This window comes from Enterobacter sp. HK169 (assembly GCF_001719105.1).
GTDB classification, from domain to species: domain Bacteria; phylum Pseudomonadota; class Gammaproteobacteria; order Enterobacterales; family Enterobacteriaceae; genus Enterobacter; species Enterobacter asburiae_B.
This window is the reverse complement of the sequence record NZ_CP017087.1, coordinates 1,418,576-1,445,216: the sequence shown is the minus strand read 5'-3', so window position 1 is coordinate 1,445,216 and position 26,641 is coordinate 1,418,576. Positions and strand designations below refer to the sequence as shown.

General features: G+C 58.0%; 23 protein-coding genes and 2 pseudogenes. 16 read left to right on the top strand and 9 right to left on the bottom strand.

Annotated features, from left to right (window positions below):
- Positions 1–88: 88 nt before the first annotated feature.
- The 3 genes and pseudogenes from licT (at position 89) to EnteroDNA1_RS06885 (ending at position 4,320) form a co-directional block, all read left to right on the top strand.
- A complete protein-coding gene (licT, locus tag EnteroDNA1_RS06895) occupies positions 89–922 on the top strand; it encodes a BglG family transcription antiterminator LicT (protein WP_032658940.1) in 834 nt (277 codons plus the stop codon).
- 24 nt (positions 923–946) lie between these two features.
- Positions 947–2,913 (top strand): annotated as a pseudogene (gene bglF, locus EnteroDNA1_RS06890) (PTS beta-glucoside transporter subunit IIABC).
- A gap of 12 nt (positions 2,914–2,925) precedes the next feature.
- On the top strand, positions 2,926–4,320 hold the full coding sequence (locus EnteroDNA1_RS06885) for a glycoside hydrolase family 1 protein (RefSeq protein ID WP_069303077.1): 1,395 nt from the start codon (positions 2,926–2,928) through the stop codon (positions 4,318–4,320).
- Between the two features lie 39 nt (positions 4,321–4,359).
- Here EnteroDNA1_RS06885 and yohP read toward each other — a convergent pair whose 3' ends face one another.
- Entirely contained in the window at positions 4,360–4,443 is an 84-nt protein-coding gene (gene yohP / locus EnteroDNA1_RS22685) for a small membrane protein YohP (RefSeq protein WP_015572324.1), read from the bottom strand.
- 203 nt (positions 4,444–4,646) lie between these two features.
- Here yohP and mdtQ point away from each other — a divergent pair, with 203 nt between their 5' ends.
- Together mdtQ and EnteroDNA1_RS06875 are read left to right on the top strand one after the other, a co-directional pair.
- A complete protein-coding gene (gene mdtQ, locus EnteroDNA1_RS06880; RefSeq protein WP_069303076.1) occupies positions 4,647–6,065 on the top strand; it encodes a multidrug resistance outer membrane protein MdtQ in 1,419 nt (472 codons plus the stop codon).
- 50 nt (positions 6,066–6,115) lie between these two features.
- The gene (locus EnteroDNA1_RS06875; RefSeq protein ID WP_073001511.1) at positions 6,116–6,880 is read left to right on the top strand and encodes an SDR family oxidoreductase; all 765 of its coding nucleotides are present in this window, start codon (positions 6,116–6,118) and stop codon (positions 6,878–6,880) included.
- 93 nt (positions 6,881–6,973) lie between these two features.
- On the opposite strand, the gene EnteroDNA1_RS06870 is transcribed toward EnteroDNA1_RS06875, so the two are convergent.
- Entirely contained in the window at positions 6,974–7,546 is a 573-nt protein-coding gene (locus EnteroDNA1_RS06870) for a DedA family protein (protein WP_039263154.1), read from the bottom strand.
- A 157-nt stretch (positions 7,547–7,703) separates the two neighbouring features.
- On the opposite strand from EnteroDNA1_RS06870, the gene EnteroDNA1_RS06865 reads away from it, so the two are divergent.
- Entirely contained in the window at positions 7,704–8,291 is a 588-nt protein-coding gene (locus EnteroDNA1_RS06865; protein ID WP_023312454.1) for a Yip1 family protein, read from the top strand.
- Between the two features lie 167 nt (positions 8,292–8,458).
- Complete coding sequence (gene pbpG / locus EnteroDNA1_RS06860; protein WP_023312453.1) at positions 8,459–9,382, top strand: D-alanyl-D-alanine endopeptidase; 924 nt, start codon at positions 8,459–8,461, stop codon at positions 9,380–9,382.
- 94 nt (positions 9,383–9,476) lie between these two features.
- Here the strand turns inward: pbpG and EnteroDNA1_RS06855 are convergent, their stop codons facing one another.
- Together EnteroDNA1_RS06855 and dld are read right to left on the bottom strand one after the other, a co-directional pair.
- Positions 9,477–10,031: a GNAT family N-acetyltransferase gene (locus EnteroDNA1_RS06855; protein ID WP_069303075.1), complete on the bottom strand. Its 555-nt coding sequence runs from the start codon at positions 10,029–10,031 to the stop codon at positions 9,477–9,479.
- Positions 10,032–10,143: 112 nt separating this feature from the next.
- The gene (dld, locus tag EnteroDNA1_RS06850) at positions 10,144–11,892 is read right to left on the bottom strand and encodes a D-lactate dehydrogenase (protein ID WP_069303074.1); all 1,749 of its coding nucleotides are present in this window, start codon (positions 11,890–11,892) and stop codon (positions 10,144–10,146) included.
- A gap of 189 nt (positions 11,893–12,081) precedes the next feature.
- On the opposite strand from dld, the gene bglX reads away from it, so the two are divergent.
- The 5 genes and pseudogenes from bglX to EnteroDNA1_RS06825 all read left to right on the top strand — a co-directional run bounded on the left by bglX (position 12,082) and on the right by EnteroDNA1_RS06825 (position 18,275).
- A complete protein-coding gene (gene bglX, locus EnteroDNA1_RS06845) occupies positions 12,082–14,379 on the top strand; it encodes a beta-glucosidase BglX (protein WP_047060524.1) in 2,298 nt (765 codons plus the stop codon).
- A gap of 145 nt (positions 14,380–14,524) precedes the next feature.
- Positions 14,525–15,441: pseudogene (gene osmF, locus EnteroDNA1_RS06840) on the top strand (glycine betaine ABC transporter substrate-binding protein OsmF).
- A gap of 12 nt (positions 15,442–15,453) precedes the next feature.
- Positions 15,454–16,611: an ABC transporter permease gene (locus tag EnteroDNA1_RS06835; RefSeq protein ID WP_069303073.1), complete on the top strand. Its 1,158-nt coding sequence runs from the start codon at positions 15,454–15,456 to the stop codon at positions 16,609–16,611.
- Positions 16,604–17,554, top strand: coding sequence for an ABC transporter ATP-binding protein (locus EnteroDNA1_RS06830; RefSeq protein ID WP_069303072.1), 951 nt, complete (start codon positions 16,604–16,606; stop codon positions 17,552–17,554). The genes EnteroDNA1_RS06835 and EnteroDNA1_RS06830 overlap by 8 nt, the downstream gene beginning before the upstream one ends.
- On the top strand, positions 17,538–18,275 hold the full coding sequence (locus EnteroDNA1_RS06825) for an ABC transporter permease (protein WP_064672827.1): 738 nt from the start codon (positions 17,538–17,540) through the stop codon (positions 18,273–18,275). Before EnteroDNA1_RS06830 ends, EnteroDNA1_RS06825 begins: the two co-directional genes overlap by 17 nt.
- Here the strand turns inward: EnteroDNA1_RS06825 and EnteroDNA1_RS22165 are convergent.
- Entirely contained in the window at positions 18,250–18,363 is a 114-nt protein-coding gene (locus EnteroDNA1_RS22165; protein ID WP_008500895.1) for a protein YohO, read from the bottom strand. The genes EnteroDNA1_RS06825 and EnteroDNA1_RS22165 overlap by 26 nt on opposite strands.
- A 69-nt stretch (positions 18,364–18,432) precedes the next feature.
- Positions 18,433–19,173: an HTH-type transcriptional regulator MlrA gene (gene mlrA / locus EnteroDNA1_RS06820; protein ID WP_033146010.1), complete on the bottom strand. Its 741-nt coding sequence runs from the start codon at positions 19,171–19,173 to the stop codon at positions 18,433–18,435.
- A 217-nt stretch (positions 19,174–19,390) separates the two neighbouring features.
- On the opposite strand from mlrA, the gene EnteroDNA1_RS06815 reads away from it, so the two are divergent.
- From EnteroDNA1_RS06815 to EnteroDNA1_RS06805, 3 genes are read left to right on the top strand one after another with little or no spacing between them, the layout of a single operon-like run.
- Positions 19,391–21,076 carry a sensor histidine kinase gene (locus EnteroDNA1_RS06815; RefSeq protein ID WP_064672826.1) on the top strand — a complete coding sequence of 562 codons (1,686 nt, stop codon included), beginning with the start codon at positions 19,391–19,393 and terminating at the stop codon, positions 21,074–21,076.
- Complete coding sequence (gene btsR / locus EnteroDNA1_RS06810; protein ID WP_023312443.1) at positions 21,070–21,789, top strand: two-component system response regulator BtsR; 720 nt, start codon at positions 21,070–21,072, stop codon at positions 21,787–21,789. Before EnteroDNA1_RS06815 ends, btsR begins: the two co-directional genes overlap by 7 nt.
- A gap of 46 nt (positions 21,790–21,835) precedes the next feature.
- Entirely contained in the window at positions 21,836–22,306 is a 471-nt protein-coding gene (locus EnteroDNA1_RS06805; protein WP_023312442.1) for a DUF1456 family protein, read from the top strand.
- A 106-nt stretch (positions 22,307–22,412) separates the two neighbouring features.
- On the opposite strand, the gene metG is transcribed toward EnteroDNA1_RS06805, so the two are convergent.
- Positions 22,413–24,446, bottom strand: a complete 2,034-nt coding sequence (metG, locus tag EnteroDNA1_RS06800; RefSeq protein ID WP_032658904.1) for a methionine--tRNA ligase — start codon at positions 24,444–24,446, stop codon at positions 22,413–22,415.
- Between the two features lie 166 nt (positions 24,447–24,612).
- On the opposite strand from metG, the gene apbC reads away from it, so the two are divergent.
- Positions 24,613–25,722, top strand: a complete 1,110-nt coding sequence (apbC, locus tag EnteroDNA1_RS06795) for an iron-sulfur cluster carrier protein ApbC (RefSeq protein ID WP_029740176.1) — start codon at positions 24,613–24,615, stop codon at positions 25,720–25,722.
- A gap of 93 nt (positions 25,723–25,815) precedes the next feature.
- On the opposite strand, the gene EnteroDNA1_RS06790 is transcribed toward apbC, so the two are convergent.
- Positions 25,816–26,271, bottom strand: coding sequence for a GNAT family N-acetyltransferase (locus EnteroDNA1_RS06790; protein WP_231926990.1), 456 nt, complete (start codon positions 26,269–26,271; stop codon positions 25,816–25,818).
- A complete protein-coding gene (locus EnteroDNA1_RS06785; RefSeq protein WP_023336316.1) occupies positions 26,246–26,578 on the bottom strand; it encodes an RcnB family protein in 333 nt (110 codons plus the stop codon). Before EnteroDNA1_RS06785 ends, EnteroDNA1_RS06790 begins: the two co-directional genes overlap by 26 nt.
- Between the last annotated feature and the right edge of the window lie 63 nt (positions 26,579–26,641).

The following is a 26,641-nucleotide window of genomic DNA, read 5'->3' as shown; positions in this document are numbered from 1 at the left end:
CCAGAACTGGATTGTTACTGCTTAGGCAGGCAAAACCTGATTTTCTGGCATCTGCCGGAGGTCAGGTTTTTTTGTTTCTGGGGTTCAGATGAAAATCGCCAAGATACTCAATAATAACGTGGTGGTTGTTCAGGATGAGCGCGGGCGCGAACAGGTGGTGATGGGCCGTGGGCTGGCCTTTCAGAAGCGCGTCGGCGAAGCGCTGGATACCGCGTTGGTTGAAAAGGTGTTTGCGTTACAAAGCGATGAACTGGTGCGTCGACTCGGAGAGCTGCTGAGTCAAATTCCGCTGGAGGTTATGACCACCTGCGACCGTATCATCGGGCTGGCGGCGCAGCGGCTGGGCAAGCTGCAGGAGAGTTTGTATATCACCCTCACCGACCACTGCTACTTTGCGATTGAGCGGCAGAAGAACGGGCTGGCCATCAAAAACGTGCTGCTGTGGGATATTAAACGGCTGTATCCGAAGGAGTTCGAATTAGGGCAGGAGGCGCGGGCCATTATTGCCAGACGCCTGAACGTCGAGCTGGAAGAGGATGAGGCCGGGTTTATCGCGCTGCATCTGGTCACCGCGCAGCTGAACAGCGAAATGCCGGAAGTGATGCACGTGACGCGGGTGATGCAGGAGATCCTGCAGCTGGTGAAGTATCAGCTGCAGCTTGAGTACGATGAAGACTCGCTCAGCTATCAGCGTTTTGTCACGCATCTGAAGTTTTTTGCCCAGCGGATGCTGACCCGCACCGTGGTGGAAGATGACGATGTCTCGCTGCATACGGCAGTAAAAGACAACTACGCGAAAGCGTGGAAATGCGCCGAGAAAATCGCCCAGCACCTGAACAAAAGCTATCAGCGCGAGCTGACGACCGAAGAAATTATGTTCCTCGCTATTCATATCGAGCGGGTGAGAAAAGAGGGGCGTTAAGCCTCAAAACAGGATTGTTACTGCATCTCGCAGGCAAAACCTGAGCGCGGCCTTCGTCAGAAGGTCGTTCTCGGGTTTTTTTATTTTTTGTACTCAGTCAACAGGTGCCTGCAGGCATCGGATGTAAGGAAATCGAGATGGAATACCAGGCTTTAGCGAAGGATATTCTCGGCCACGTTGGCGGAAAAGAGAACATCGTCAGTCTTGTGCACTGCGCGACCCGGCTTCGCTTCAAACTAAAAGAGAATCAACGGGCGGATGCGGAAGGGCTGAAGAAAAACCCGGGCGTGATCATGGTGGTCGAAAGCGGCGGCCAGTTTCAGGTAGTGATTGGCAACCACGTCCACGACGTCTGGCAGGCGGTGCGCAATGAGGCAGGCCTTACCGATGACGCGCCCGCCGTGGAAGAGAGGGGGGAAAAGGGCAACCTGCTGGGCCGCCTGATTGACATCGTCTCCGGGATTTTCACTCCGTTTATCGGCATTCTGGCCGCGTCCGGTATTCTGAAAGGGCTGCTGGCGCTGGCGGTGGTGTGCGGCTGGCTCAGCACTGAGAGCGGCACCTATAAAATCTGGTTCGCCGCCAGCGACGCGCTGTTCTTCTTCTTCCCGCTGGTGCTGGGCTACACCGCCGGGAAAAAATTCGGCGGCAACCCGTTTATTACCATGGTCATCGGCGGGGCGCTCACCCATCCGATGATGATTGCGGCGTTTAACGCCAGCCAGCAGCCGGGCGCGGTATCGGACGCTTTTTTGGGCATTCCTGTCACCTGGTTTAACTACAGCTCGTCGGTGATCCCGATTATTCTCGCCGCGTGGGTCAGCTGCTGGCTGGAAAAGCAGAGCACCAGGCTGCTGCCTTCCTCGATGAAAAACTTCTTCGCGCCGCTGATCTGCTTAGGATTAACCGTGCCGCTGACCTTCCTCGTTATCGGGCCGCTGGCGACCTGGCTGAGCCAGATGCTGGCGAACGGCTATCAGAGCATTTACATTCTGGCACCGTGGTTGGCGGGCGCGGCGATGGGCGCGCTGTGGCAGGTCTGCGTTATTTTTGGCCTGCACTGGGGGCTGGTGCCGCTGATGATTAACAACCTGGCGGTGCTGGGGCATGACTCCATGCTGCCAATGCTATTGCCCGCGGTGTTTGGCCAGGTGGGGGCGGCGCTGGGGATCTTCCTGCGTACCCGCGATGCCCGTCAGAAAATGCTGGCCGGGTCGTCCGTTACGGCAGGGATTTTCGGTATCACCGAACCCGCTGTGTATGGCGTAAACCTGCCGCTGCGCCGTCCGTTTATCTTTGGCTGCGTGGCGGGAGCTATCGGCGGCGCGATTGTCGGCTTCAGCGATACCCACGTTTACTCCTTCGGCTTCGCCAATATCTTTACCATCGCCCAGATGATTCCGCCGGGTGGGGTAAACGCCACGCTGTGGGGCGGCGTGATCGGCACCGCGGTAGCGCTGGTGCTGAGCTGCGGGTTGACGCTGGCGGCGGGCATGCCGGGACGCGCAGCGGCGGAAGCTGCGGTTACGGCAGGGGAAAACGATGTCTTATCCCCGATGACCGGGACCGTTCTGGCGCTCGACCAGGTGCCGGATACCACGTTTGCCAGCGGCCTGCTGGGCAGCGGTGCCGCGATTATTCCCTCGGATAACAAAGTGGTGGCCCCGTTTGCCGGCGTGGTGGCCTCGCTGTTTCAGACCAAACACGCCATCGGCCTGCTCAGCGACAGCGGTATTGAAGTGTTGATCCACGTGGGGATCGACACCGTGAAGCTCGACGGCAGGCCGTTTACCGCCCACGTGAAGGTGGGCGACAGGGTGCAGCCCGGCGATCTGCTGCTGGAGTTTGACCGACAGGCGATTATCGATGCCGGATACGACCTGGCGACCCCGATCATTATCAGTAACAGCGATGAGTATCGTGACGTGGTGACCGTGGCGGCAACGTCCGTCAGCGCCGGTGCGCCGTTACTCAGCGTAAGCCATCAATAACAGGAGAACGTGATGAAAACTTTCCCGGACGATTTTTTATGGGGCGGCGCGGTTGCCGCGAATCAGGTAGAAGGCGCGTATCTGGAGGAGGGGAAAGGGCTATCCACCTCGGACGTTCAGCCGCAGGGTGTCTTCGGCCCGGTGGTTGAGCGCGTGGCGGGCGACAGCGGCATCAAGGACGTCGCCATCGACTTCTATCACCGCTACCCGGAAGACATCAAACTGTTCGCTGAGATGGGCTTTAGCTGCCTGCGGGTCTCCATTGCCTGGACCCGCATTTTTCCGAACGGCGACGAGCAGCAGCCTAACGAGGCGGGGCTGGCGTTTTACGACCGGCTGTTTGACGAGCTTGCCGCGCACAACATTACCCCGCTGGTGACGCTCTCGCATTACGAAATGCCGTGGGGGCTGGTGAAGCAGTACGGCGGGTGGGGCAGCCGCCAGACCATTGGGTTCTTCGAGCGCTACGCCCGTACCGTGTTTGCGCGCTACAAGGAGAAGGTGAAGCTCTGGCTGACCTTCAACGAGATCAATATGTCTCTGCACGCGCCGATGACCGGCGTGGGCCTGCCGGAAACCAGCAGCAAAGGGGAGGTGTACCAGGCGATCCACCACCAGCTGGTGGCCAGCGCGCTGGCCGTGAAGGCCTGCCACGAGATTATCCCGGATGCCAGAATCGGCAACATGCTGCTGGGCGGCCTGATGTATCCGCTGACCTGCAAGCCGGAAGATGTTCTGGAGACGCTGCAGGAAAACCGCGCGTGGCAATTCTTTGGCGACGTGCAGTGCCGTGGCGCCTACCCGGGCTATATGCAGCGCTTCTTCCGCGACAGCGGGATTCAGCTTGAGGTCACGGATGACGACCGCGAGGCGCTGAAATCGACCGTCGATTTTATCTCGTTCAGCTACTACATGACGGGCTGCGTCACCGCGGATGAGGCCCTCAACCAGCAGGCGCGCGGCAATATCCTGAGCATGGTGCCAAACCCGCATCTGGCAAGTTCCGAATGGGGCTGGCAGATTGACCCCATCGGCCTGCGTACTCTGTTAAACGTGCTCTGGGATCGCTATCAGAAGCCGTTGTTTATCGTGGAAAATGGCCTCGGGGCGAAGGATAAACCGGATGCGGACGGCGTGGTGCAGGATGATTATCGCATCAGCTACCTTAACGACCACCTGGTGCAGGTGCGTGAAGCCATTGACGACGGCGTTGAGGTGATGGGGTATACCAGCTGGGGGCCAATCGACCTGGTGAGCGCGTCTAAAGCTGAACTCTCCAAGCGCTACGGCTTTATTTACGTCGATCGCGATGACGGCGGTAACGGCACGCTGGCGCGCAGCTGTAAGAAAAGTTTCTACTGGTATAAAGAGGTGATTGCCACGAAAGGGGCTTCGCTGAAAGCCTGATATTAATGACGTTGCCCGGCTCTGAGCCGGGCAAATAGATCAGAAAATCATCTTGAATACGCCGGTAACCACTAAGAGCCCTATCAGAAATATAATTAAAATAACCCACAGTAATATTTTCATTCCTTTCTCCCGCTCATGTATGTCCTGAATAAGTGTAGCAGCGTATTTATATTTGGCGTGAATGCATTGAATTTAATCATTCTCTTCGGGAATAAATTTCCGGGTATTAAAATGTATGACAATTTGCGGATTGCCACGCGTTACTAAAAAAATGAACGATATCGAGCGTAACGTGCGCCTTTATTTTTTGAGTGTATGGCGTCATGAAGCGTTCTCTTATTTTATCTCTGAGTGCACCCTTCGCTTTTATTCTGGCGGCCTGTGCGCCTGAACATGCCACGGTGTCTCCCATTAAAATGCAAACCGCTGCGGCGTCGGTGAATACGGTTCTGAATCATCAGGACTGGCCGAAGAATGAGTGGTGGAAAGCGTATAACGATCCCCAGCTTAACGGGCTGATTGCGAAAGCGTTGAGCGATGCGCCGGATATGCAGATTGCCCGTCAGCGCATTACGCTTGCCGAAGCCCAGGCCAAAGCCGCAATGGCCGCTGACGGTCCGCAGATTGATTTTTCCGCCGATGCGGAACGCCAGAAAATGTCCGCCGAAGGGCTGATGGGGCCTTTCGCCCTTACCGACCCGGCTGCAGGCACCACCGGGCCGTGGTACACCAACGGCACCTTTGGGCTGACCGCAGTCTGGGATCTCGATCTGTGGGGAAAAAATCGCGCCCGGGTCGAGGCCCGGATTGGCAAAGTGAATGCGCAAAAAGCGGAGCTGGAGCAGACCCGCCAGCTGCTGGCCAGCAGCGTGGCGCGGCTCTACTGGGAGTGGCAAACTCAGGCCGCCGCAGGGGAGGTTCTCGCGCAGATCAAACATGAGCAGGACAACATAATCGGCGCCGACCGCGAACTGTATCAGCACGGGATCACCTCCTCCGTGGAAGGGGTGGAAACCGATATCGACGCCAACAAAACCGAAGAACAGCTGGCAGAAGTCAACGGGAAGATGAAAGCCGTTGAGGCGCGTCTGGTCGCGCTGACGAATTCTTCCTCCGTGACGCTTACGCGGCATCCGCTGCCGACGGTTGACGCCGCGCTACCGCCGACGCTCGGTTATGAACTGCTGGCACGCCGTCCGGATCTTCAGGAGGCGCACTGGTATATCGAAGCCTCCATGAGCGAGGTGGAGGCCGCCAGAGCGGCTTTCTACCCTGACGTGAACCTGATGGCGTTCTTACAGCAGGATGCCCTCCATCTGAGCGATCTGTTTCGCGCTTCAGCGCAGCAGATGGGCGTGACCGCCGGGCTGACGCTGCCGATCTTCGACAGCGGCAGGCTGAACGCCAGCCTGGATATCGCCCAGGCGCAGAACAATCTCTCGGTCGCGAACTACAACAAAGCGGTGGTCGAAGCGGTCAATCAGGTGGCGCGCACGGCCAGCGAAGTCGAAACGCTGACGGCGAAGAACCGCCATCAGCAGCAGGTCGAAAAAGATGCGGCGCGGGTTGTGGCGCTGGCGCAGGCGCGTTTCAGCGCGGGGATCGTTGCGGGCTCGCGGGTCAGTGAAGCCAGGATCCCGGCCCTCAGGGAAGACCTCGCCGGATTGTTGCTGAAAGGCCAGTATGTCGACGCCACGCTGCAGCTGACGTCGGCGCTGGGCGGCGGCTATCATCATGGCTAAAAATGGTCATTATCTATACTTACCTCTTTGCAGTTTTTCAGGAGGTGAGTATGACCAGAGTAGCGATAGTGACCGCATCGGATTCCGGGATTGGTAAAACCACGGCGCTGATGCTCGCAGAGCGCGGGTTTGATATTGGCGTCACCTGGCACTCGGATGAAAAAGGGGCGCTGGAAACCTGCCGCGAAGTTGAAGCGCAGGGGCAGCGCGCAGAGGCTATCCATCTTGATTTAAGCACGCTGCCGGAAGGCGCAGAGGCCATTGAAACGCTGATTGCGCGTTTTGGTCGGCTGGACGTGCTGGTCAACAATGCGGGTGCGATGACCAAAGCGCCGTTCCTTGAGATGCCGTTTGACGACTGGCGGAACATTTTCACCGTCGACGTAGACGGCGCGTTTCTCTGTTCGCAGATTGCCGCCCGGCAGATGGTGAAGCAGGGGGAAGGGGGGCGGATTGTGAATATCACCTCGGTGCACGAGCACACGCCGCTGCCGGAGGCCAGCGCCTACACGGCGGCAAAACACGCACTCGGCGGGTTAACCAAATCCATGGCGATGGAACTGGTTAAGCACAACATTCTGGTGAACGCCGTCGCGCCGGGCGCCATTGCCACACCGATGAACGACATGGACGACAGCGAAGTGAAGGAGGGCTCAATGCCGGAAATCCCGCTGGCAAGACCGGGCCACACCAGAGAGATTGCCAGCCTGGTGGCATGGCTGTGCGACAGCGACGCCAGCTACACGACGGGGCAATCGTTTATTGTCGACGGGGGCTTTATGCTGGCGAACCCGCAGTTTAAGCCGGAGGGGTAGTTTTCCCTCACCCTAACCCTCTCCCAAAGGGAGAGGGAACAAAAACACCCTCTCCCTTTGGGAGAGGGCCGGGGTGAGGGGAGGAGACCGCACTCACTCCTCATCCCGCGTCTTATCCCGGTGCTTCAGCCACAGCCTGACCCCGATCACCGCCGCAACCACCAGAATCAACCACGCCCAGTGCTTCAGGTGCTGGTCGAGATTATGCAGCCACGGGCCAATCACTTCGCCCCCGACGTAGCCGAGCGTCGTAAAGATCAGCGCCCAGGCTATCGCACCAAGAACATTGAGCGGCAGGAAAATTTTTGGCGGCAGATGGCTGGCGCCAATCAGTATCGGCCCGATAATGCGAAAGCCATACATAAAGCGCGTGCCGATGACGAACAGATAGGGATGACGTTGAATGAGCCGTTGAGCGCGGCGGATTTTCTTCTGATGCTTTGCGAAACGCTTAAGCAGCGTGGGCCCGAAGCGCAGCCCGAGAAAGTAGAGCAGCTGATCGCCAATCATTCCGCCGAGCGCGACCGCTGCGACGACCAGCGGGAATTTCAGTAAGCCCTGATGCGCGGCGACGCCGCCTAACAGCGTGATGGTTTCACCTTCTGCCACGCTACCGACGACCAGCGCGGCATATCCATATTGTTCAATAAGTGCGTTAATATCCATTACGTAAATGTTATCTCCCTCTGCTTACCTCGTTTAATCATATACCCCATGAATCAACAGCGGGGAAATCAACGGAAATTTCCCACTGTACATAAAATAATCTAAAGCCTGCATTATACTTAAGGTATCGCTGACGGGCCGACAACAAGGGGGCGCTATGAACCATGTCTGGGGACTTTTCTCCCATCCCGATCGTGAGATGCATGTCATTAAAAGTGAGAACGAAACGGTCTCGCATCATTACACGCACCACGTGCTGCTGATGGCTGCGGTGCCGGTAATATGCGCTTTTATCGGAACAACACAAATCGGCTGGAACTTCGGTGATGGCACCGTGGTTCAGCTTTCCTGGTTTACCGGGCTCTATCTGGCCATCGTTTTTTATGGCCTGATGCTGGCGGGTGTGGCGGTAATGGGCCGCGTCATTCACTGGATGGCGCGTAACTACCCGCAACGTCCATCGCTGGCGCACTGTATGGTCTTTGCCGGATACGTCGCGACCCCGCTGTTCTTAAGCGGTATTGTTGCGCTCTATCCACTGGTCTGGCTGTGCGCGCTGATCGGTACTATTGCCCTCTTTTACACCGGATATCTGCTGTATCTGGGGGTTCCAACCTTCCTGAATATCAATAAAGAAGAAGGCCTGAGTTTTTCCAGTTCAACACTCGCTATTGGGGTGCTGGTGCTGGAGGCGCTACTGGCGCTGACGGTTATTCTTTGGGGTTACGGATACCGTCTCTTCTGAGTTCACTGCATTGCTGGCGTAAATGCCAGCAATGCAGCATCTGTTCACGATTATCCGCTGGCGACAACGCCCGGTGACCGCTATGATGCCGAAGCCAGCCTGTGTTTATCCGTTGATACAGGCGGTGTACGTCATGACGTGCGTGAATAATTATCAGAAGTCTCACCATGCTGAAATTCCGAGTCTCTTTACTTAGCCTGGCGCTGCTGCTGGGCGCGTCCGCTGCCGTGCCGGCCGTCGCTAAAACGCCCGCGGTGACCGCCGCTGCTGCTCAGCCGCAAATTGCGTCCGGCAGCGCGATGATTGTCGATCTCAACACCAATAAGGTGATCTACGCCAGCCATCCGGACCTGGTGCGCCCGATCGCCTCGATTACCAAATTAATGACCGCGATGGTGGTGCTTGATGCACATCTGCCGCTGGACGAAAAATTGAAAGTGGACATCAGCCACACGCCGGAGATGAAGGGGATCTACTCCCGCGTGCGTCTGAACAGTGAAATCAGCCGTAAAAATATGCTGCTGCTGGCGCTGATGTCGTCTGAAAACCGTGCGGCGGCGAGCCTGGCGCACCACTATCCGGGCGGCTATGACGCCTTTATCCGCGCGATGAACGCGAAAGCCAAAGCGCTGGGGATGACCAATACGCATTATGTTGAACCGACGGGACTGTCGATCAACAACGTCTCCACGGCCCGCGATCTGACGAAACTGCTGATTGCCAGCAAACAGTATCCGCTGATTGGTCAGCTCAGCACTACCCGTGAAGAGATGGCGACCTTTGCGAACCCGGCCTATACGCTGCCGTTCCGCAACACTAACCATCTGGTATACCGCGATAACTGGAATATTCAGTTAACCAAAACCGGCTTTACCAACGCGGCAGGACACTGTCTGGTGATGCGCACCGTGTTTAACGGTAAGCCGGTGGCGCTGGTGGTGATGGATGCCTTCGGCAAATATACCCACTTCGCGGACGCGAGCCGCCTGCGTACCTGGATTGAAACCGGGAAAGTGCAGCCCGTTCCGGCCGCAGCATTGACGTATAAAAAGCAGAAAGCGGAACAGATGGCGACGGCGCAGAACGACTGAGTCGTTTGTACGCGCTGATGCCCTTACCCCGACCCTCTCCCGCAGGGAGAGGGCGAAAACACTAAAAACGGTAACCCAGGTTACCGTTTTGCGTTTATTCCGGCAGCGTCCAGTCCCCATCGTTGAGCGAGCGCTGCATAATCACCGTATCCCGCCAGTCGCCTTTCTTATACCCCACGCTGCGCAGCTGACCGACAATCTCGAAGCCGTGCTTTTTATGCAGCCGCAGCGAGCCGGAATTATTGTTGCCATCGCCCACAACGGCAATCATCTGCCGCCACGGGCCTTGCTCGCAGCGGGCGATCAGCGCATCCATTAATGCCGAACCAAAACCGCGCCCGGTAATGCTGGCATCCACGTAAATCGACTCTTCCAGGGTATAGCGGTAGGCGTGTCGCGGGCGGTAAGGCGTGGCGTAGCAGTAGCCCACCACGATGCCGCGATACAGCGCGATAAGCCACGGCAAACCGCTCTCAGCCACGCTTTTCATACGCTGACGCATTTCGTCGATGGTAGGGGGGACTTCTTCAAATGACGCGCGCCCGTGCAGCACATGCCATGCATAGATGGCGGCGATGGCATGCACATCATCGGGAAGGGCATCGCGCACTTCCAGTTCGGTCTCGGATAAAACATCAACAGCCGACATGATGTGCCTGCTCCTCGTTATAGAAAGCCGGAGAAACGTTCCTCCGGCGTCAGACGGTTACTCTATTACGATTAAGGCGCGCTAAACAATCTCTCAAATTTGGCTATAGGAATTAATCAGACGCTTGCGTTACGCGCTGCTCCGCGTCCGCGCTCTCTTTCCAGTATTTCTTCCGCGTTGTTTTACCAATGCCGGGATTCATGCTGTTTGTAGGGTCATTCTCGCGATAAAACTGCTTAAGTGCGTCAGGGGCTTTATAAAGATGCCCGACGTTATGTTCCGCAGGATATTGTGCGCCGCGTTCACGCAGCAGGGCGAGCATCTGCTCCTTCAGTTCGTGCGCATCGACCCCTTTTTTGACGATGTAATCCTGATGGAAGACATAACACATAAAGTGGCCGTAATAGAGCTTATGCACCAGCTTGCTGTCGATTTCCGGAGGGAGGTGCTCAAACCACTCGGTGTCGTTACGTCGCAGGGCGATATCCAGCGCCAGAATATCTTCCACCTCTTCGGAATGCACCGCCTGATAACGGATGGCGGCGCCTGCGGCGGCAAAACGGTGCAGGAACGCTTTGCTGCCCTCTTCAGGCGTACAGGCAAAGAAATCCCCTTCGGCGTTTTTGAAGAATTCGGTCAGCCAGGACTGCGCTTCGGCAATTCCGTCCCCGGCCATTTTCAGCAGCAGGTGGTGCTCGTACTTATCGCGCCAGGTTTTCATTCGCTCCGGCAGATGCGCCGGGAAAACGTTGCCCAGCTTCTGCATAAAGCGGTCGGTGAAGTGGGGTTTGAACAGCGACACCTTCTCCAGCATCGCGTCGGTGCGGCCCTTCATGGTGAAGAAGAACGGCATTTTGTCGGTGCCGAGCTTGTCGATCATCAGGAACGTATCTTTGCCGTAACGCTCGGCGATGTCGTAAATGTCCCGGTGCATGTACTCGCCCGCCACCGGCAGATGGGTGAATTCGCCCAGAATATGACGACGAATTTCGGTCAGAACCTCGGGCTGATTGGTGCCAATGTAAAACACCTGCTGCTTTTTCTCCGCCGGGAAAGTATCCAGACGCACGGCAAAAACGGCCAGCTTCCCGGCGCAGCCGGAGGATTCAAACAGGCGGTCCGGATCGGCGTTGTAGCGCGCCGGCGTATCGGCGTCGATATCCCGCACGCGGGTCACGTAGTCGTGATCGTGCGCATGACGACCGTCGTGCTGCACGTCTTCGTCCTTCACGCGATCGTCGTCGAGCTTGCTGAGGATCTGTTCCGGCGTCGCGCCGAGATCGATTCCCAGATGGTTCACCAGCGTCAGCTTGCCGTTTTCATCAATACGGGCAAAAAGCGACATCTCGGTGTAGGCCGGGCCGCGCTGCACCAGCGAACCGCCGGAGTTGTTGCAGATCCCACCGACCACCGAGGCGCCAATGCAGGAGGAGCCAATCACAGAGTGCGGCTCACGGCCCAGCGGCTTAAGCGCTTTTTCCAGGGAGTAGAGCGTTGTGCCGGGGAACGCGAGCACCTGCTCGCCTTTGTCCAGCAGGTGCAGTTTGTCGAGGCGCAGGGTGCTGATAATCACGATGTCGCGATCGTAATCGTTGCCGTTCGGCGTGGAGCCTTCGGTCAGGCCGGTATTGGCGGCCTGCATTAAAATAATCTTGTCGGCGGCGACGCAGGCGCTCAGGACGCGCCACAGCTCCAGCAGCGTGCCGGGGAAGACCACCGCCAGCGCTTCGCCCTGACCGGAGCGGAAGCCTTTGCGGTAGCGGGCGGTTTTGGCCGGGTCGGTAAGCAGGTGAGAGGAGCCAACCTGGCGCGACAGTTCGTTAATAAAAGCCGTGTTATCGTTTGTTCGAACAGAAGACATCTTCCACTCCTTGTGGTGGGGCAAATTTCTCGCTGTAAAGCATAGCGCGATTAACTGTTAAGCGGTCGAGTATTCACGAGAAAAATCAGAGAATAACCCTGCAACGTTTCGAGGGTTTGTGGCACACTGCGCTTTTCGCACGGTATGGCCGAGATCGTCCGGCGGTTATTGATGAGAGAGTAAAACGACATGAAATGGCTATGTTCTGTAGGTGTCGCCGTCAGCCTGGCGCTGCAACCTGCGCTGGCAGAGGATTTGTTTGGTAATCACCCGCTCACGCCTGAAGCACGGGACGCGTTTGTCACTGAATTGCTCAAGAAAATGACGGTCGATGAGAAAATCGGCCAGCTGCGTCTTATCAGCGTCGGTCCGGATAACCCGAAAGAGGCCATCCGCGAGATGATCAAAGACGGGCAGGTAGGGGCCATCTTTAATACCGTCACCCGCCAGGATATCCGCAAGATGCAGGATCAGGTGATGGATCTCAGCCGCCTGAAAATTCCGCTGTTTTTTGCCTATGACGTGGTGCACGGCCAGCGTACCGTTTTCCCGATTAGCCTCGGTTTAGCCTCCTCCTTTAACCTCGACGCGGTGAAAACCGTCGGGCGCGTGTCGGCTTATGAAGCGGCGGACGACGGCCTGAACATGACCTGGGCGCCAATGGTGGACGTCTCGCGCGATCCACGCTGGGGCCGCGGTTCGGAAGGCTTTGGTGAAGATACGTATTTAACCTCCACGATGGGTAAAACCATGGTGGAAGCGATGCAGGGCAAAAGCCCGGCGGATCGCTACTCGGTGATGACCAGCGTCAAACACTTCGCGGCCTATGGCGCAGTGGAGGGCGGGAAAGAGTACAACACCGTCGACATGAGCCCGCAGCGCCTGTTCAACGACTACATGCCGCCGTACAAGGCAGGGCTGGATGCGGGCAGCGGCGCGGTGATGGTGGCGCTGAACTCGCTGAACGGCACGCCTGCGACGTCCGATTCATGGCTGCTGAAAGACGTGCTGCGCGACCAGTGGGGCTTTAAGGGCATCACCGTTTCCGACCACGGCGCGATTAAAGAGCTGATTAAACACGGTACCGCCTCCGATCCGGAAGACGCGGTGCGCGTGGCGCTCAAGTCGGGCATCAACATGAGCATGAGCGACGAGTACTACAGCAAATACCTGCCGGGGCTGGTGAAGAGCGGCAAGGTCACGATGGCGGAGCTGGACGATGCCGCGCGCCACGTGCTGAACGTGAAATACGACATGGGTCTGTTTAACGATCCGTACAGTCATCTTGGGCCGAAGGATTCTGACCCGGCAGATACCAACGCCGAAAGCCGCCTGCACCGCAAAGAAGCGCGTGACGTGGCGCGCGAAAGCCTGGTGCTGCTGAAAAACCGCCTCGACACGCTGCCGCTGAAAAAATCCGGCACCATTGCCGTGGTGGGCCCGCTGGCCGACAGCAAGCGCGACGTGATGGGCAGCTGGTCTGCCGCAGGCGTGGCCGACCAGTCCGTGACCGTGCTGACCGGGATTAAGAGTGCCGTGGGTGATAACGCGAAAGTGGTGTACGCCAAAGGGGCGAACGTCACCAACGATAAAGACATCGTCACCTTCCTCAACCAGTACGAGGAAGCGGTGAAGGTCGATCCGCGCACGCCGAAGGAGATGATCGACGAGGCGGTGAATACCGCGAAACAGTCTGACGTGGTTGTCGCGGTCGTGGGCGAAGCGCAGGGTATGGCGCACGAGGCCTCCAGCCGTACCGACATCACCATTCCGCAGAGCCAGCGCGATCTGATCGCCGCCCTGAAAGCCACCGGCAAGCCGCTGGTGCTGGTACTGATGAACGGTCGTCCGCTGGCGCTGGTGAAAGAGGACCAGCAGGCTGACGCCATTCTGGAAACCTGGTTCGCCGGTACCGAAGGCGGTAACGCCATCGCCGACGTGCTGTTTGGTGATTACAACCCGTCGGGCAAGCTGCCGATGTCCTTCCCGCGCTCCGTTGGGCAGATCCCGGTCTACTACAGCCACCTGAACACCGGTCGCCCGTATAACGCCGACAAGCCGAACAAGTACACGTCCCGTTACTTCGACGAAGCTAACGGCCCGCTGTATCCGTTTGGTTACGGTCTGAGCTACACCAGCTTCAAGGTTTCTGACGTGAAAATGTCGGCGCCGACCCTGAAGCGTGACGGCAAAGTTACCGCCAGCGTCGAGGTGACCAACACCGGCAAGCGCGAAGGGGCAACGGTGATTCAGATGTACGTTCAGGATGTCACCGCCTCGATGAGCCGTCCGGTGAAACAGCTGCGCGGCTTCGAGAAGGTCAACCTGAAGCCGGGCGAAACCCAAACCATCAGCTTCCCGATTGACGTGGATGCGCTGAAGTTCTGGAACCAGCAGATGAAATACGATGCGGAACCGGGCAAGTTTAACGTCTTTATCGGGGTGGATTCTGCCCGCGTGAATAAAGGCGAGTTCGAGCTGCTGTAACCTTCCTTCCTTTGCATCCCCCGACTTCCGGGGGATGCGTCTTACGTTATGCTAAAAAGGCATTTTGCCGGGTAAATCCGCTGTTTTAAGCTACGCTTTTCTCTCAAGCCTCTGAAAAAGGCGATAAAAAAATGAGGATAGCGGAATGACGATTGCAAAGGGGATGTTGGGATCTGCGGTGCTGCTGGCGGCGCTGAGCCTGCCGTTACAGGCGGCGGAGCCGGTAAAAGTGGGCTCAAAGATCGATACCGAAGGCGCGCTGCTCGGCAATATTATTTTGCAGGTGCTGGAAAGCCACGGCGTGAAAACCGTCAATAAAGTTCAGCTCGGCACCACGCCCGTCGTGCGCGGGCGATCACCTCCGGCGAGCTTGATATCTATCCGGAATACACCGGCAACGGGGCATTCTTCTTCAAAGATGAAAACGATCCGGCATGGAAAAACGCCAAAGCCGGGTATGAGAAAGTCAAAAAACTGGACGCGGAACAGTACAAGCTGGTCTGGCTGACGCCGGCCCCGGCCAACAACACCTGGACTATCGCCGTGCGCAAGGACGTGGCGGAGAAAGGCAAGCTGACTACGCTTACGGATCTCAGTCGCTATCTGAAAGAGAAGGGCGACTTTAAGCTGGCAGCGTCCGCGGAGTTTATCGAGCGTCCTGACGCGCTCCCTGCTTTCGAAAAAGCCTACGACTTCAAGCTCGACCAGGCGCAGCTGCTCTCGCTGGCGGGCGGGGATACGGCGGTAACCATTAAGGCGGCGGCGCAGCAAACTTCCGGCGTTAACGCGGCAATGGCCTACGGCACCGACGGCCCGGTGGCGGCGCTCGGCCTGCAAACCCTGACCGATCCTAAAGGCGTACAGCCGATTTACGCCCCGACCCCGGTCGTGCGTGAGGCGGTGCTGAAAGCCTATCCGGATATTGCAGAATGGCTCAAACCGGTCTTCGAAAAACTGGATGAAAAAACGCTGCAACAGCTGAATGCCAGCATTGCCGTCGAGGGGCTGGATGCCAAAAAAGTGGCCGCCGACTTCCTGAAACAACAAGGGCTTGTGAAGTAACGGGAAAGGGCTGTGCCAATAAAATGTCATAACCGCGTACTGCTGCTCTTGGCCTTCGTGGCCATCGCGGCAGTCGCGCTGCCGTTTGTAAATGTCGCCCCTAACCGCCTGATGTCAGGGGAAGGGCGCTCTCTCTGGGACGTCTGGTCCTTCACGCCGTGGTGGCTGGCGGCGGCGCTGGCCGCGTGGGTTGCGCTTTCGCTCTGGCAAGGGCGCACGGCGCAGTGGCTGACGCTGCTCCTCGCTGAAGGGCTGTTTATCATCCTGTTCTGGGGGGCCGGGCAGGCGGCGACGCATATGGCGTCGGCGGAAAGCCCGCTGGCGAGAACCACGGTGGGCAGCGGCCTCTGGCTGTGGCTGGCGCTGTGTCTGCTGGCCAGCAGCGACGCCATTCGTCGACTCATCACCAGCGGCGTCTGGCGCTGGGTGCTCAACGCGCAGATATGGTGCATTCCCTTGTTCCTGCTGTTCAGCGGTGAGCTGAACAATCTCTCGCTGCTGAAAGAGTACGCCAACCGTCAGGAGGTGTTTGATGATGCCCTGGCGCAACACCTGACGATCCTTTTTGGCACGCTGATCCCGGCTCTGCTGGTCGGGATACCGCTCGGCATGTGGTGCTATCGTCATCCTTCACGCCAGGGTGGGGTCTTTGCCGTGCTCAACGTGATCCAGACCATCCCTTCCGTCGCGCTGTTTGGCCTGCTGATTGCCCCGCTGGCGGGGCTGGTGAAGTCATTTCCGGTGCTGGGTACGCTCGGCATAGCCGGAACGGGGTTAACGCCCGCGCTTATCGCGCTGGTGCTGTATGCGCTGCTGCCGCTGGTGCGCGGCGTGGTCGCGGGGCTGGGTCAGGTCGCGCCGGATGTGCTTGAAAGTGCCCATGCGATGGGGATGAGCGCGCGGCAGTGTTTCTGGAAAATTCAGCTGCCGCTGGCGCTGCCCCTGCTGCTGCGCAGCCTGCGGGTGGTGGCGGTACAAACCGTCGGCATGGCGGTGATAGCGGCGCTGATTGGTGCGGGCGGCTTTGGCGCGCTGGTGTTTCAGGGGCTGCTCAGCAGTGCCCTCGATCTGGTGTTACTGGGCGTGGTGCCCACGATTGCGCTGGCGGTTGTCGTCGACGCGCTGTTTGCCTTATGGCTCGCGCTGCTCAGGAGAAGAGCCAATGATTGAATTTCATGATGTCAGTAAAACCTTTGCCGGTCGCCCGGCGGCGAGCCACCTGAACCTGAACTTTGCCGAGGGGGCGTTTTCCGTGCTGATTGGCACCTCGGGCTCGGGAAAATCCACCACCCTGAAGATGATCAACCGCCTGGTTGAGCACGACAGCGGGCTGATCCGCTTTGCCGGGGAAGAGATCCGCAGCCTGCCGGTGCTGGAGCTGCGCCGCCGGATGGGCTATGCCATTCAGTCTATCGGCCTGTTTCCGCACTGGACGGTGGCGCAGAACATCGCCACCGTGCTGCAGCTGGAGAAATGGTCGCGGGTGAAAATCGCCGACCGGGTGGATGAACTCATGTCGCTCCTGGGGCTGGAGCCCGCGCTGCGCGATCGCTATCCGCACCAGCTTTCCGGAGGCCAGCAACAGCGCGTGGGCGTGGCGCGCGCGCTGGCGGCTAACCCGCAGGTACTGCTGATGGATGAACCCTTCGGCGCGCTGGATCCGGTTACGCGCGGGGCACTGCAGGCGGAGATGACCCGCATTCACCGCATTCTCGGACGGACGATCGTTCTCGTGACGCACGATATTGATGAAGCTCTGCGCCTGGCCGACCATCTGGTGCTGATGGATCATGGCGAAGTGGTGCAGCAGGGCTCGCCGCTTGAGCTATTAACATGGCCGAAGAACGACTTTGTGCGCGAGTTTTTTGGCCGCAGCGAGCTGGGCGTGAGGCTGCTCTCCCTGCGGACGGTCAGCGACTATATGCGTCGGGAGGAGCTCCCGGTGAGCGGCGAACCGCTGCAGGCGCAGATGAGCCTGCGGGATGCTCTCTCCGCGTTTGTCGCGCGCCAGTGCGAGGTATTGCCCGTCTCGGACTCGCGCGGGGCGCCGTGCGGAACCTTACATTTTCGCGATCTGCTGGCCGGGGAGGTGACGCGTGAAGGCACTGCGTGATCCGCTCCTCTGGCTGGTAGCGCTCTTTGTCGCCTTACTGTTTCTGATGCCCCACAGCGCGGCGCTGTTTAACGCCCTTTTTCCCGGGCTGCCGCGGCCGGTCTATCAGCAGGAGAGCTTTATTAATCTCGCCCTGGCGCATCTCTGGCTGGTGGCGCTTTCAAGCGTCATCGCGGTTGTGTTGGGGGTAGGGGCAGGCATCGCGGTTACGCGGCCCGCGGGCAAGGAGTTTCGTCCGCTGGTAGAGACAATAGCGGCCATTGGTCAGACGTTTCCCCCGGTGGCGGTGCTGGCGATAGCGGTTCCGGTGATGGGCTTTGGCCAGCAGCCCGCCATTATTGCGCTGATTTTATACGGCGTACTGCCGGTTCTGCAGGGCACGCTGGCGGGCCTCGCGGCGGTACCGGCATCGGTGCTAAGCGTGGCTGAAGGGATGGGGATGAGTCGCGGCCAGCGGCTGCGTAAGGTTGAACTGCCGCTTGCGGCACCGGTTATCATTGCCGGGATCCGCACGTCGGTGATTATTAACATCGGGACGGCGACCATTGCGTCTACGGTCGGTGCCAATACGCTGGGAACGCCGATTATTATCGGCCTGAGCGGGTTTAATACGGCTTACATTGTGCAGGGGGCGGTGCTGGTCGCGCTGGCGGCAATCGTCGTCGATCGCCTTTTTGAGCGGCTGGCGCTGTACCTCAGCCGACACCGCCGCGAACAATAAACGAGTATCCTGCCAGCATCACGCCGCCGATACCGCTCACGGCCATCAGGACAAAAAGGGTAATAATGGCCAGTTTGGTTGCCTTCATCATGTGCTCCTGTTGTTAACGGAACAATTATACGGTGAAGCGCAGCTGTTAATGAACCATTAAATGCCGTTATGGCTCATCCGGGCCAAGGGAATAAACCGGGTAACCATTCTCTCGCCATTCCGTCAGCAGCTGTTGCTGCGTGGCGGACGGCACTTCGCCACACCAGACCAGCAGGGTCTGACCGTCGAAAAACTCGGGCTTAAGCTGCGCCAGCGAGTGCGCCAGGACATCCACGCGCCAGCCCTTCTGGGTCGCAATCCACGCTTCCAGCCACAGGCGGGTGGTATCGTGTACATTCCAACCGACCACCAGCGCATCTTTTCCGGCTTTGTTCTTCGCTGAGGCAAGGCAGACGGCAATATAGTTGATCAGCACCCCGTCGAGCATGCTCAGCAGCGCCTGCAGGGTGGACTGCTGGCATTGCAGACGTCGACGGAGCGGAATGAAAAGATGGGAGATCAGTGTCTGTGCCGGATAGTCGCGGCCCTGCTCTTTTATCCATGCGCGCAGGCGCTGAAGATTCCCCGCCTGCAGAAGCCGCAGCAGGGTTTCCTGTTGTTCGCGCCAGAGGTGTTGCGTGTCCGGGTCGTCATGGCTCAGCAGGGACTTCACTTTTCCGACCTGCACCCCGTTGTCGATCCAGCTTTTAATTTCGCGGATGCGGTCGATATCGGCCTCATTGAAAAGGCGATGCCCACCGTCGGTCCTCTGCGGTTTAAGCAATCCATACCGTCGCTGCCACGCCCGTAGGGTAACGGGATTGATATCACAAAGGAGTGCCACTTCACCTATCGTGTAAAGCGCCATATTCGCCCCCTGGCTTACGCGTTCCCAGCTTAACTGTAGACCTACTTTGGCGAACCAGGAAGAATTGATTGATTTTTGAACAAACAATGCGAAGCATGCGCGATATTCAGAAAAAGGTGTGATAACGGACACGATTTTGCGCTTTTTTGGGATGCTTCAAAGAAAGTAAACCCGCATCAGTGTATGTTACGCGTTTTTAGCGTGTGCGGTTTTGAGTATGTACGAGTTTAATCTGGTGCTGCTGTTGCTTCAGCAGATGTGCGTGTTTCTTGTCATTGCCTGGCTGATGAGCAAAACGCGCCTGTTTATCCCGCTGATGCAGGTTACCGTACGCCTGCCGCATAAGCTGCTCTGCTACGTTACCTTCTCTATTTTCTGCATTATGGGGACCTATTTTGGCCTCCATATCGAAGACTCTATTGCCAACACGCGCGCTATCGGCGCGGTGATGGGCGGGCTGCTGGGCGGCCCCGTCGTCGGTGGGCTTGTCGGCTTAACCGGGGGTCTGCATCGCTATTCCATGGGCGGAATGACGGCGCTGAGCTGTATGATCTCGACGATCGTGGAAGGGCTGCTCGGCGGCCTGGTGCACAGCTACATGATCAAACGCGGCCGCCCGGATAAAGTCTTTAGCCCGCTTACCGCCGGTGCCATTACCTTTGTGGCCGAAGTGGCGCAGATGGCGATCATTCTGCTCATTGCCCGTCCGTTTGAAGATGCGCTGCACCTGGTCAGCAGCATTGCCGCTCCGATGATGGTCACCAACACCGTGGGTGCGGCGCTGTTTATGCGCATTCTGCTCGACAAGCGCGCCATGTTTGAGAAGTACACCTCGGCGTTTTCCGCCACGGCGCTGAAGGTCGCCGCCTCGACCGAAGGGATCCTGCGCCAGGGGTTTAACGAAGAGAACAGCATGAAGGTCGCGCAGGTGCTTTACAAGGAGCTGGATATCGGCGCGGTGGCCATAACCGACCGCGAGCGGCTGCTGGCCTTTACCGGCACAGGGGACGATCACCATCTGCCGGGTAGACCGATCTCCTCAGCCTATACGCTGCGCGCCATTGAAACCGGTGAGGTGGTGTATGCCGACGGTAACGAAGTGCCTTACCGCTGCTCGCTGCATCCGCAGTGCAAGCTGGGCTCCACGCTGGTGATTCCACTGCGCGGGGAAAATCAGCGGGTGATGGGGACTATCAAGCTGTATGAGGCCAAAAACCGTCTGTTCAGCTCCATCAACCGCACGCTGGGGGAGGGGATAGCCCAGCTGCTGTCCGCGCAAATCCTCGCCGGGCAGTATGAGCGGCAGAAAGCCCTGCTGACGCAGTCTGAAATTAAGCTGCTGCATGCCCAGGTCAACCCGCATTTCCTGTTTAATGCCCTCAACACGCTCAAAGCGGTGATCCGCCGCGACAGCGATCAGGCCGCGCAGCTGGTGCAGTTTCTGTCGACCTTTTTCCGTAAGAACCTGAAACGGCCGTCTGAGATCGTGACCCTCGCCGATGAGATTGAGCACGTGAATGCCTATCTACAGATCGAGCAGGCGCGTTTCCAGTCGCGCCTGCAGGTGTCGCTCTCCGTTCCGGACGAGCTGGCGTATCAGCATCTCCCGGCCTTTACCCTGCAGCCTATTGTCGAAAACGCCATTAAACACGGCACGTCACAGCTTCTGGGAACGGGGGAGATAACCATTGCCGCCAGCCGTTTCAACCACCATCTGGTGCTGGATATTGAAGATAATGCCGGGCTTTACCAGCCTTCCGCCTCGGGCGGTTTAGGGATGAGCCTGGTGGATAAACGCCTGCGCGCCCATTTTGGCGACGACTGCGGCATTACCGTCGCCTGTGAGCCAGACCGATTTACCCGTATTACCGTACGACTGCCGCTGGAGGAAAACGCATGTTAAGAGTGCTGATTGTGGATGACGAGCCGCTGGCACGAGAAAACCTGCGCGTTCTGCTGCAGGAGCAGCCCGATATTGAGATTGTGGGGGAGTGCGCGAACGCCATTGAGGCCATCGGCGCGGTGCACAAGCTGCGCCCGGACGTGCTGTTCCTCGATATTCAGATGCCCCGCATCAGCGGGCTGGAGATGGTCGGCATGCTCGACCCGGCGCATCGCCCCTATATCGTGTTTCTGACGGCGTTCGACGAATATGCCGTTAAGGCCTTTGAGGAGCACGCGTTTGACTATTTGCTCAAGCCGATCGAAGAGAAGCGTCTGGAAAAAACGCTCACCCGTTTACGCCAGGAGCGAACCGTACAGGACGTCACGCTGCTGCCGGAAAACCAGCAGCCGCTGAAGTTTATCCCCTGCACCGGGCACAGCCGGATTTATCTTCTGCAGATGGATGATGTGGCGTTTGTCAGCAGCCGCCTGAGCGGGGTATTTGTCACCAGCGCGGAAGGGAACGAAGGGTTTACCGAGCTGACCCTGCGCACGCTGGAGAGCCGCACGCCGCTGATCCGCTGCCACCGCCAGTATCTGGTGAACATGGCGCACCTGAAGGAGATCCGCCTGGAAGATAACGGCCAGGCCGAGCTGGTGCTGCGTGCCGGGCAAACGGTACCCGTCAGCCGTCGCTATCTCAAAAGTTTGAAAGAGGCGATTGGCCTGTAAAACTGGTACACTGCGCGCCATTGCATCATCGACATTCGAAGGCTCTATGCTAAGTAACGACATTCTTCGTAGCCTGCGCTACACCCTGAAAGCAAACAACAACGACATGGTGCGCATTCTTGCGCTGTCGGACATGGAATCCACGTCTGCCGGTTTCGATACCTGGATGACCAAAGAAGACGAAGAGGGCTTCGTTCGCTGCCCGGATATTATTCTGTCGGGTTTCCTGAACGGCCTGATTTACGATAAGCGTGGCAAAGATCCGGCCGCGCCGGAGCTGGCGCTGGAGCGTCGCGTGAACAACAATACGGTGCTGAAAAAGCTGCGCATCGCGTTCTCGCTGAAAACGGACGATATCGTGGCGATCATGACGGAGCAAAAATATCGCGTATCCGTGCCGGAAGTGACCGCCATGATGCGCGCGCCGGATCATAAAAACTACCGCGAATGCGGCGATCAGTTTCTGCGTAACTTCCTGCGCGGGCTGACCCACCGGGTGCATCACCCGAAGGCGTAAAGGCGGTAGGGGGCGGCCTGATGCCCTCACCCCGACCCTCTCCCACGGGGAGAGGGAGAAAACAAAACGCCATAAAAAAAGCCGGAGATTATCTCCGGCTTTTTTGTTATTTCACCTGCTGGCCAGGCTTCGCGCCTTCGTCAGGGCTTAACAGGAAGATATCTTTCCCGCCGGGGCCTGCGGCCATCACCATCCCTTCAGAGATGCCGAAGCGCATTTTGCGCGGCGCCAGGTTCGCCACCATCACGGTCTGACGACCGATCAGCACCTGCGGATCCGGGTAGGCTGAACGGATGCCGGAGAAGACGTTACGCTTCTCGCCGCCCAGATCCAGCGTCAGGCGCAGCAGCTTGTCAGAACCTTCCACGAATTCCGCGTTTTCGATCAGCGCCACGCGCAGGTCAACTTTGGCGAAATCGTCAAAGGTAATGGTCTCCTGAATCGGATCGTCTGCCAGCGGGCCGGTCACCGGTGCCGCAGCCGCTTTAACCTCTTCTTTAGACGCTTCCACCAGGGCTTCAACCTGCTTCATCTCGATGCGGTTGTACAGCGCCTTGAAGGTGTTCACCTTGTGGCCGAGCAGCGGCTGCGCCATGGCATCCCAGGTCAGTTCGGTGTTCAGGAACGCTTCAGCGCGGGCTGCCAGCTGCGGCAGAACCGGCTTCAGGTACGTCATCAGCACGCGGAACAGGTTGATGCCCATGGAGCAGATGGCCTGCAGATCGGCATCACGACCTTCCTGTTTCGCGACAACCCACGGTGCCTGTTCGTCCACATAGCGGTTTGCCAGGTCGGCCAGCGCCATGATTTCGCGCACGGCTTTACCGAACTCACGGGTTTCCCACGCGTCGCCAATGGTGGCTGCCGCGTCGGTAAAGGTTTTGTACAGGGCAGGGTCAGCCAGTTCAGCCGCCATCACGCCGTCAAAACGCTTGGCGATAAAGCCCGCGTTACGGGAGGCCAGGTTTACCACCTTGTTGACGATGTCCGCGTTCACGCGCTGCACGAAATCTTCCAGGTTCAGGTCGATATCGTCGATGCGGGAAGAGAGCTTCGCGGTGTAGTAGTAGCGCAGGCTGTCCGCGTCGAAGTGGTTCAGCCAGGTGCTGGCCTTAATGAACGTCCCGCGAGACTTGGACATCTTCGCGCCGTTCACCGTCACGTAGCCGTGAACGAACAGGTTGGTTGGCTTGCGGAAGTTGCTGCCTTCCAGCATCGCCGGCCAGAACAGGCTGTGGAAGTAAACGATGTCTTTACCGATGAAGTGATACAGCTCGGCCGTGGAATCTTTCTTCCAGTATTCGTCGAAGCTGACGGTGTCGCCACGCTTGTCGCACAGGTTCTTGAAGGAGCCCATGTAGCCGATTGGCGCGTCCAGCCAGACGTAGAAATATTTGCCCGGCGCGTTCGGGATTTCAAAGCCGAAGTACGGCGCATCGCGGGAGATATCCCACTGCTGCAGGCCGGATTCGAACCACTCCTGCATTTTGTTCGCCACCTGTTCCTGCAGCGCGCCGCTGCGGGTCCACGCCTGCAGCATTTCGCTGAAGGACGGCAGGTCGAAGAAGAAGTGCTCGGAGTCACGCATGACGGGCGTGGCGCCGGATACCACGGATTTCGGCTCGATAAGCTCGGTCGGGCTGTAGGTCGCGCCGCACACTTCGCAGTTATCGCCGTACTGGTCCGGGGATTTACATTTCGGGCAGGTGCCTTTGACGAAACGGTCCGGCAGGAACATGCCTTTTTCCGGATCGTACAGCTGAGAGATGGTGCGGTTTTTGATAAAACCGTTCTCTTTCAGACGGGTGTAGATCAGCTCCGACAGCTCGCGGTTTTCGTCGCTGTGCGTGGAGTGATAGTTGTCATAGCTGATGTCAAAGCCAGCAAAATCAGTCTGATGCTCCTGACTCATTTCGGCAATCATCTGCTCCGGGGAGATCCCCAGCTGCTGCGCTTTCAGCATGATCGGCGTGCCGTGAGCATCGTCCGCACAGATGAAGTTAACCTCGTGGCCGCGCATTCGCTGGTAACGGACCCAGACATCAGCCTGGATATGCTCCAGCATGTGGCCGAGGTGGATTGAGCCGTTGGCGTACGGGAGTGCGCACGTTACCAGAATTTTCTTCGCGACTTGAGTCATAGTAGGCATTACTTCTTTTAACTGTGAAAAGGGTTTTTGATGTTACCCGAAAGGTAATAACTACGCCAAGTGATAAGGGCATTAATCCATAAATGAATAATTGTTACCTCTGGGGTAAACTTGGTAATTACACGTCTTTTTTCAGAACAACTACAAAGGAGTCGGGATGAGTTCTCAATCCCAGGCCAAATCACCGGAAGCCTTACGAGCAATGGTCGCCGGGACGCTGGCTAACTTTCAGCATCCAACCCTGAAGCACAATCTCACTACGCTGAAAGCGTTACACCACGTTGCCTGGCTGGACGATACCCTGCACATTGAGCTGCAGATGCCGTTCGTCTGGACCAGCGCTTTTGACGCGCTGAAAGAGCAGACCAGCTCTGAGCTGCTGCGTATTACCGGTGCGAAGGCGATCGACTGGAAGCTGAGCCACAGCATCGCCACGCTGAAGCGCGTGAAAAACCAGCCTGGCGTGAACGGCGTGAAAAATATCATTGCCGTCAGCTCGGGCAAGGGCGGGGTAGGGAAATCTTCTACCGCCGTTAACCTGGCGCTCGCGCTGGCAGCGGAAGGGGCAAAGGTCGGTATTCTGGATGCGGATATCTACGGTCCGTCTATTCCTAACATGCTGGGCGCGGAAAACCAGCGCCCCACCTCGCCGGACGGGACCCACATGGCGCCAATTATGGCGCACGGTCTGGCGACCAACTCCATCGGTTACCTGGTGACTGACGATAACGCCATGGTCTGGCGCGGCCCGATGGCCAGCAAAGCGCTGCTGCAGATGCTGCAGGAGACGATGTGGCCGGATCTGGATTATCTGGTGCTGGACATGCCGCCGGGCACCGGTGACATTCAGCTGACGCTGGCGCAGAACATTCCGGTCACGGGAGCGGTCGTCGTGACTACGCCGCAGGATATCGCGCTGATCGACGCCAAAAAAGGCATCGTGATGTTCGAGAAGGTGGAAGTGCCGGTGCTCGGTATCGTCGAGAACATGAGCATGCACATCTGCAGCAACTGCGGTCACCACGAACCTATCTTCGGTACGGGTGGTGCAGAAAAACTGGCCGCGAAGTATCACACCCAGCTGCTGGGACAGATGCCGCTGCACATTACCCTGCGTGAAGATCTGGACAGCGGAAAGCCAACGGTGGTCAGCCGTCCGGACAGCGAATTTGCGGAAATGTATCGCCAGCTGGCGGGACGCGTTGCGGCGCAGCTCTACTGGCAGGGTGAAATCATTCCAGGGGAAATCGCGTTCCGCGCGGTGTAATTCCTCAGCTCCTAATTGCCGGGTGGCTTCGCTTACCCGGCCTACAAATGGCACCATCACCTAGGTCGGGTAAGGCGAAGCCGCCACCCGACTTTAACCCAACCGATAGTGCATCAAATAATACTCTCCGTCCGGAGAATTACCCGTCGCCTCTATGTGCCAGCCGTGTCGCTGGTAAAACGCAATAGCCCGCGCATTCTTCACCAGGCACTTAAGTGAACCCGTACTGGTAAACGTCTTCTGTACGTGTTCAAGCAACTCATGCCCGACGCCCAGGCTCTGATACTGCGGATCGACAAACAGGTTGTGCAGGAAATTATCGTTCGTCCAGACGGAGGCAAAACCCAGGCGATGACCGTTCTGAACAGCAACCCAAATCACTTCGTCGCGGGTTGCCGCGTCAAAGTCTTCAAGCTGCCAGTCCGCGTTGTCCAGCCATGGCCAGGCTTCACGCCGGGCGTGGAGGTAGAGCGTGCGCAGGAAAGGGCGGTCGCTTTCCTGCCAGGGGCGAATCAGAATTGCGTTAGCGGTGATAGAAAATATCTCCATTGTAGGCTTTGTAGATCTTGCCATCAGCATCGCCGATCAGCACGTAGTTCTCACCCATGTAGGTCCAGTGGGTTCCGGCATCCGGAGCCGGCAGGTTACGCAGCTGGTACTGTTTGATAGTGTACTCCGGTGTTTGATACTGCGCCGGCGCGGTATCGCCAATCTTGAATTTCGTAAAGTCAGCGATGAACTCTTGTTCTTCATAGGCCTTGATGCCCGATGGCGCAGCGGCCGTTTGCGGGGCAGCGAATGCGGATCCCGCCAGAGACAGTAATACACCCAGAAGCAGCAATTTACGCTTAGCCATTTTTTCTCCAGTGATATCGTTACAGATACTTTTCGTCTGCAGGTCGTGCAAAGCGGAGCAGAC

What these genes read in the sequence shown, in the direction of transcription:
- licT (WP_032658940.1), top strand. Translation starts at nt 89, where the DNA reads ATGAAAATCGCCAAGATACTCAATAATAACGTGGTGGTTGTTCAGGAT.
- EnteroDNA1_RS06885 (WP_069303077.1), top strand. Translation starts at nt 2,926, where the DNA reads ATGAAAACTTTCCCGGACGATTTTTTATGGGGCGGCGCGGTTGCCGCG.
- yohP (WP_015572324.1), bottom strand. Translation starts at nt 4,443, where the DNA reads ATGAAAATATTACTGTGGGTTATTTTAATTATATTTCTGATAGGGCTC.
- mdtQ (WP_069303076.1), top strand. Translation starts at nt 4,647, where the DNA reads ATGAAGCGTTCTCTTATTTTATCTCTGAGTGCACCCTTCGCTTTTATT.
- EnteroDNA1_RS06875 (WP_073001511.1), top strand. Translation starts at nt 6,116, where the DNA reads ATGACCAGAGTAGCGATAGTGACCGCATCGGATTCCGGGATTGGTAAA.
- EnteroDNA1_RS06870 (WP_039263154.1), bottom strand. Translation starts at nt 7,546, where the DNA reads ATGGATATTAACGCACTTATTGAACAATATGGATATGCCGCGCTGGTC.
- EnteroDNA1_RS06865 (WP_023312454.1), top strand. Translation starts at nt 7,704, where the DNA reads ATGAACCATGTCTGGGGACTTTTCTCCCATCCCGATCGTGAGATGCAT.
- pbpG (WP_023312453.1), top strand. Translation starts at nt 8,459, where the DNA reads ATGCTGAAATTCCGAGTCTCTTTACTTAGCCTGGCGCTGCTGCTGGGC.
- EnteroDNA1_RS06855 (WP_069303075.1), bottom strand. Translation starts at nt 10,031, where the DNA reads ATGTCGGCTGTTGATGTTTTATCCGAGACCGAACTGGAAGTGCGCGAT.
- dld (WP_069303074.1), bottom strand. Translation starts at nt 11,892, where the DNA reads ATGTCTTCTGTTCGAACAAACGATAACACGGCTTTTATTAACGAACTG.
- bglX (WP_047060524.1), top strand. Translation starts at nt 12,082, where the DNA reads ATGAAATGGCTATGTTCTGTAGGTGTCGCCGTCAGCCTGGCGCTGCAA.
- EnteroDNA1_RS06830 (WP_069303072.1), top strand. Translation starts at nt 16,604, where the DNA reads ATGATTGAATTTCATGATGTCAGTAAAACCTTTGCCGGTCGCCCGGCG.
- EnteroDNA1_RS22165 (WP_008500895.1), bottom strand. Translation starts at nt 18,363, where the DNA reads ATGAAGGCAACCAAACTGGCCATTATTACCCTTTTTGTCCTGATGGCC.
- mlrA (WP_033146010.1), bottom strand. Translation starts at nt 19,173, where the DNA reads ATGGCGCTTTACACGATAGGTGAAGTGGCACTCCTTTGTGATATCAAT.
- EnteroDNA1_RS06815 (WP_064672826.1), top strand. Translation starts at nt 19,391, where the DNA reads ATGTACGAGTTTAATCTGGTGCTGCTGTTGCTTCAGCAGATGTGCGTG.
- btsR (WP_023312443.1), top strand. Translation starts at nt 21,070, where the DNA reads ATGTTAAGAGTGCTGATTGTGGATGACGAGCCGCTGGCACGAGAAAAC.
- EnteroDNA1_RS06805 (WP_023312442.1), top strand. Translation starts at nt 21,836, where the DNA reads ATGCTAAGTAACGACATTCTTCGTAGCCTGCGCTACACCCTGAAAGCA.
- metG (WP_032658904.1), bottom strand. Translation starts at nt 24,446, where the DNA reads ATGACTCAAGTCGCGAAGAAAATTCTGGTAACGTGCGCACTCCCGTAC.
- apbC (WP_029740176.1), top strand. Translation starts at nt 24,613, where the DNA reads ATGAGTTCTCAATCCCAGGCCAAATCACCGGAAGCCTTACGAGCAATG.
- EnteroDNA1_RS06790 (WP_231926990.1), bottom strand. Translation starts at nt 26,271, where the DNA reads ATGGAGATATTTTCTATCACCGCTAACGCAATTCTGATTCGCCCCTGG.
- EnteroDNA1_RS06785 (WP_023336316.1), bottom strand. Translation starts at nt 26,578, where the DNA reads ATGGCTAAGCGTAAATTGCTGCTTCTGGGTGTATTACTGTCTCTGGCG.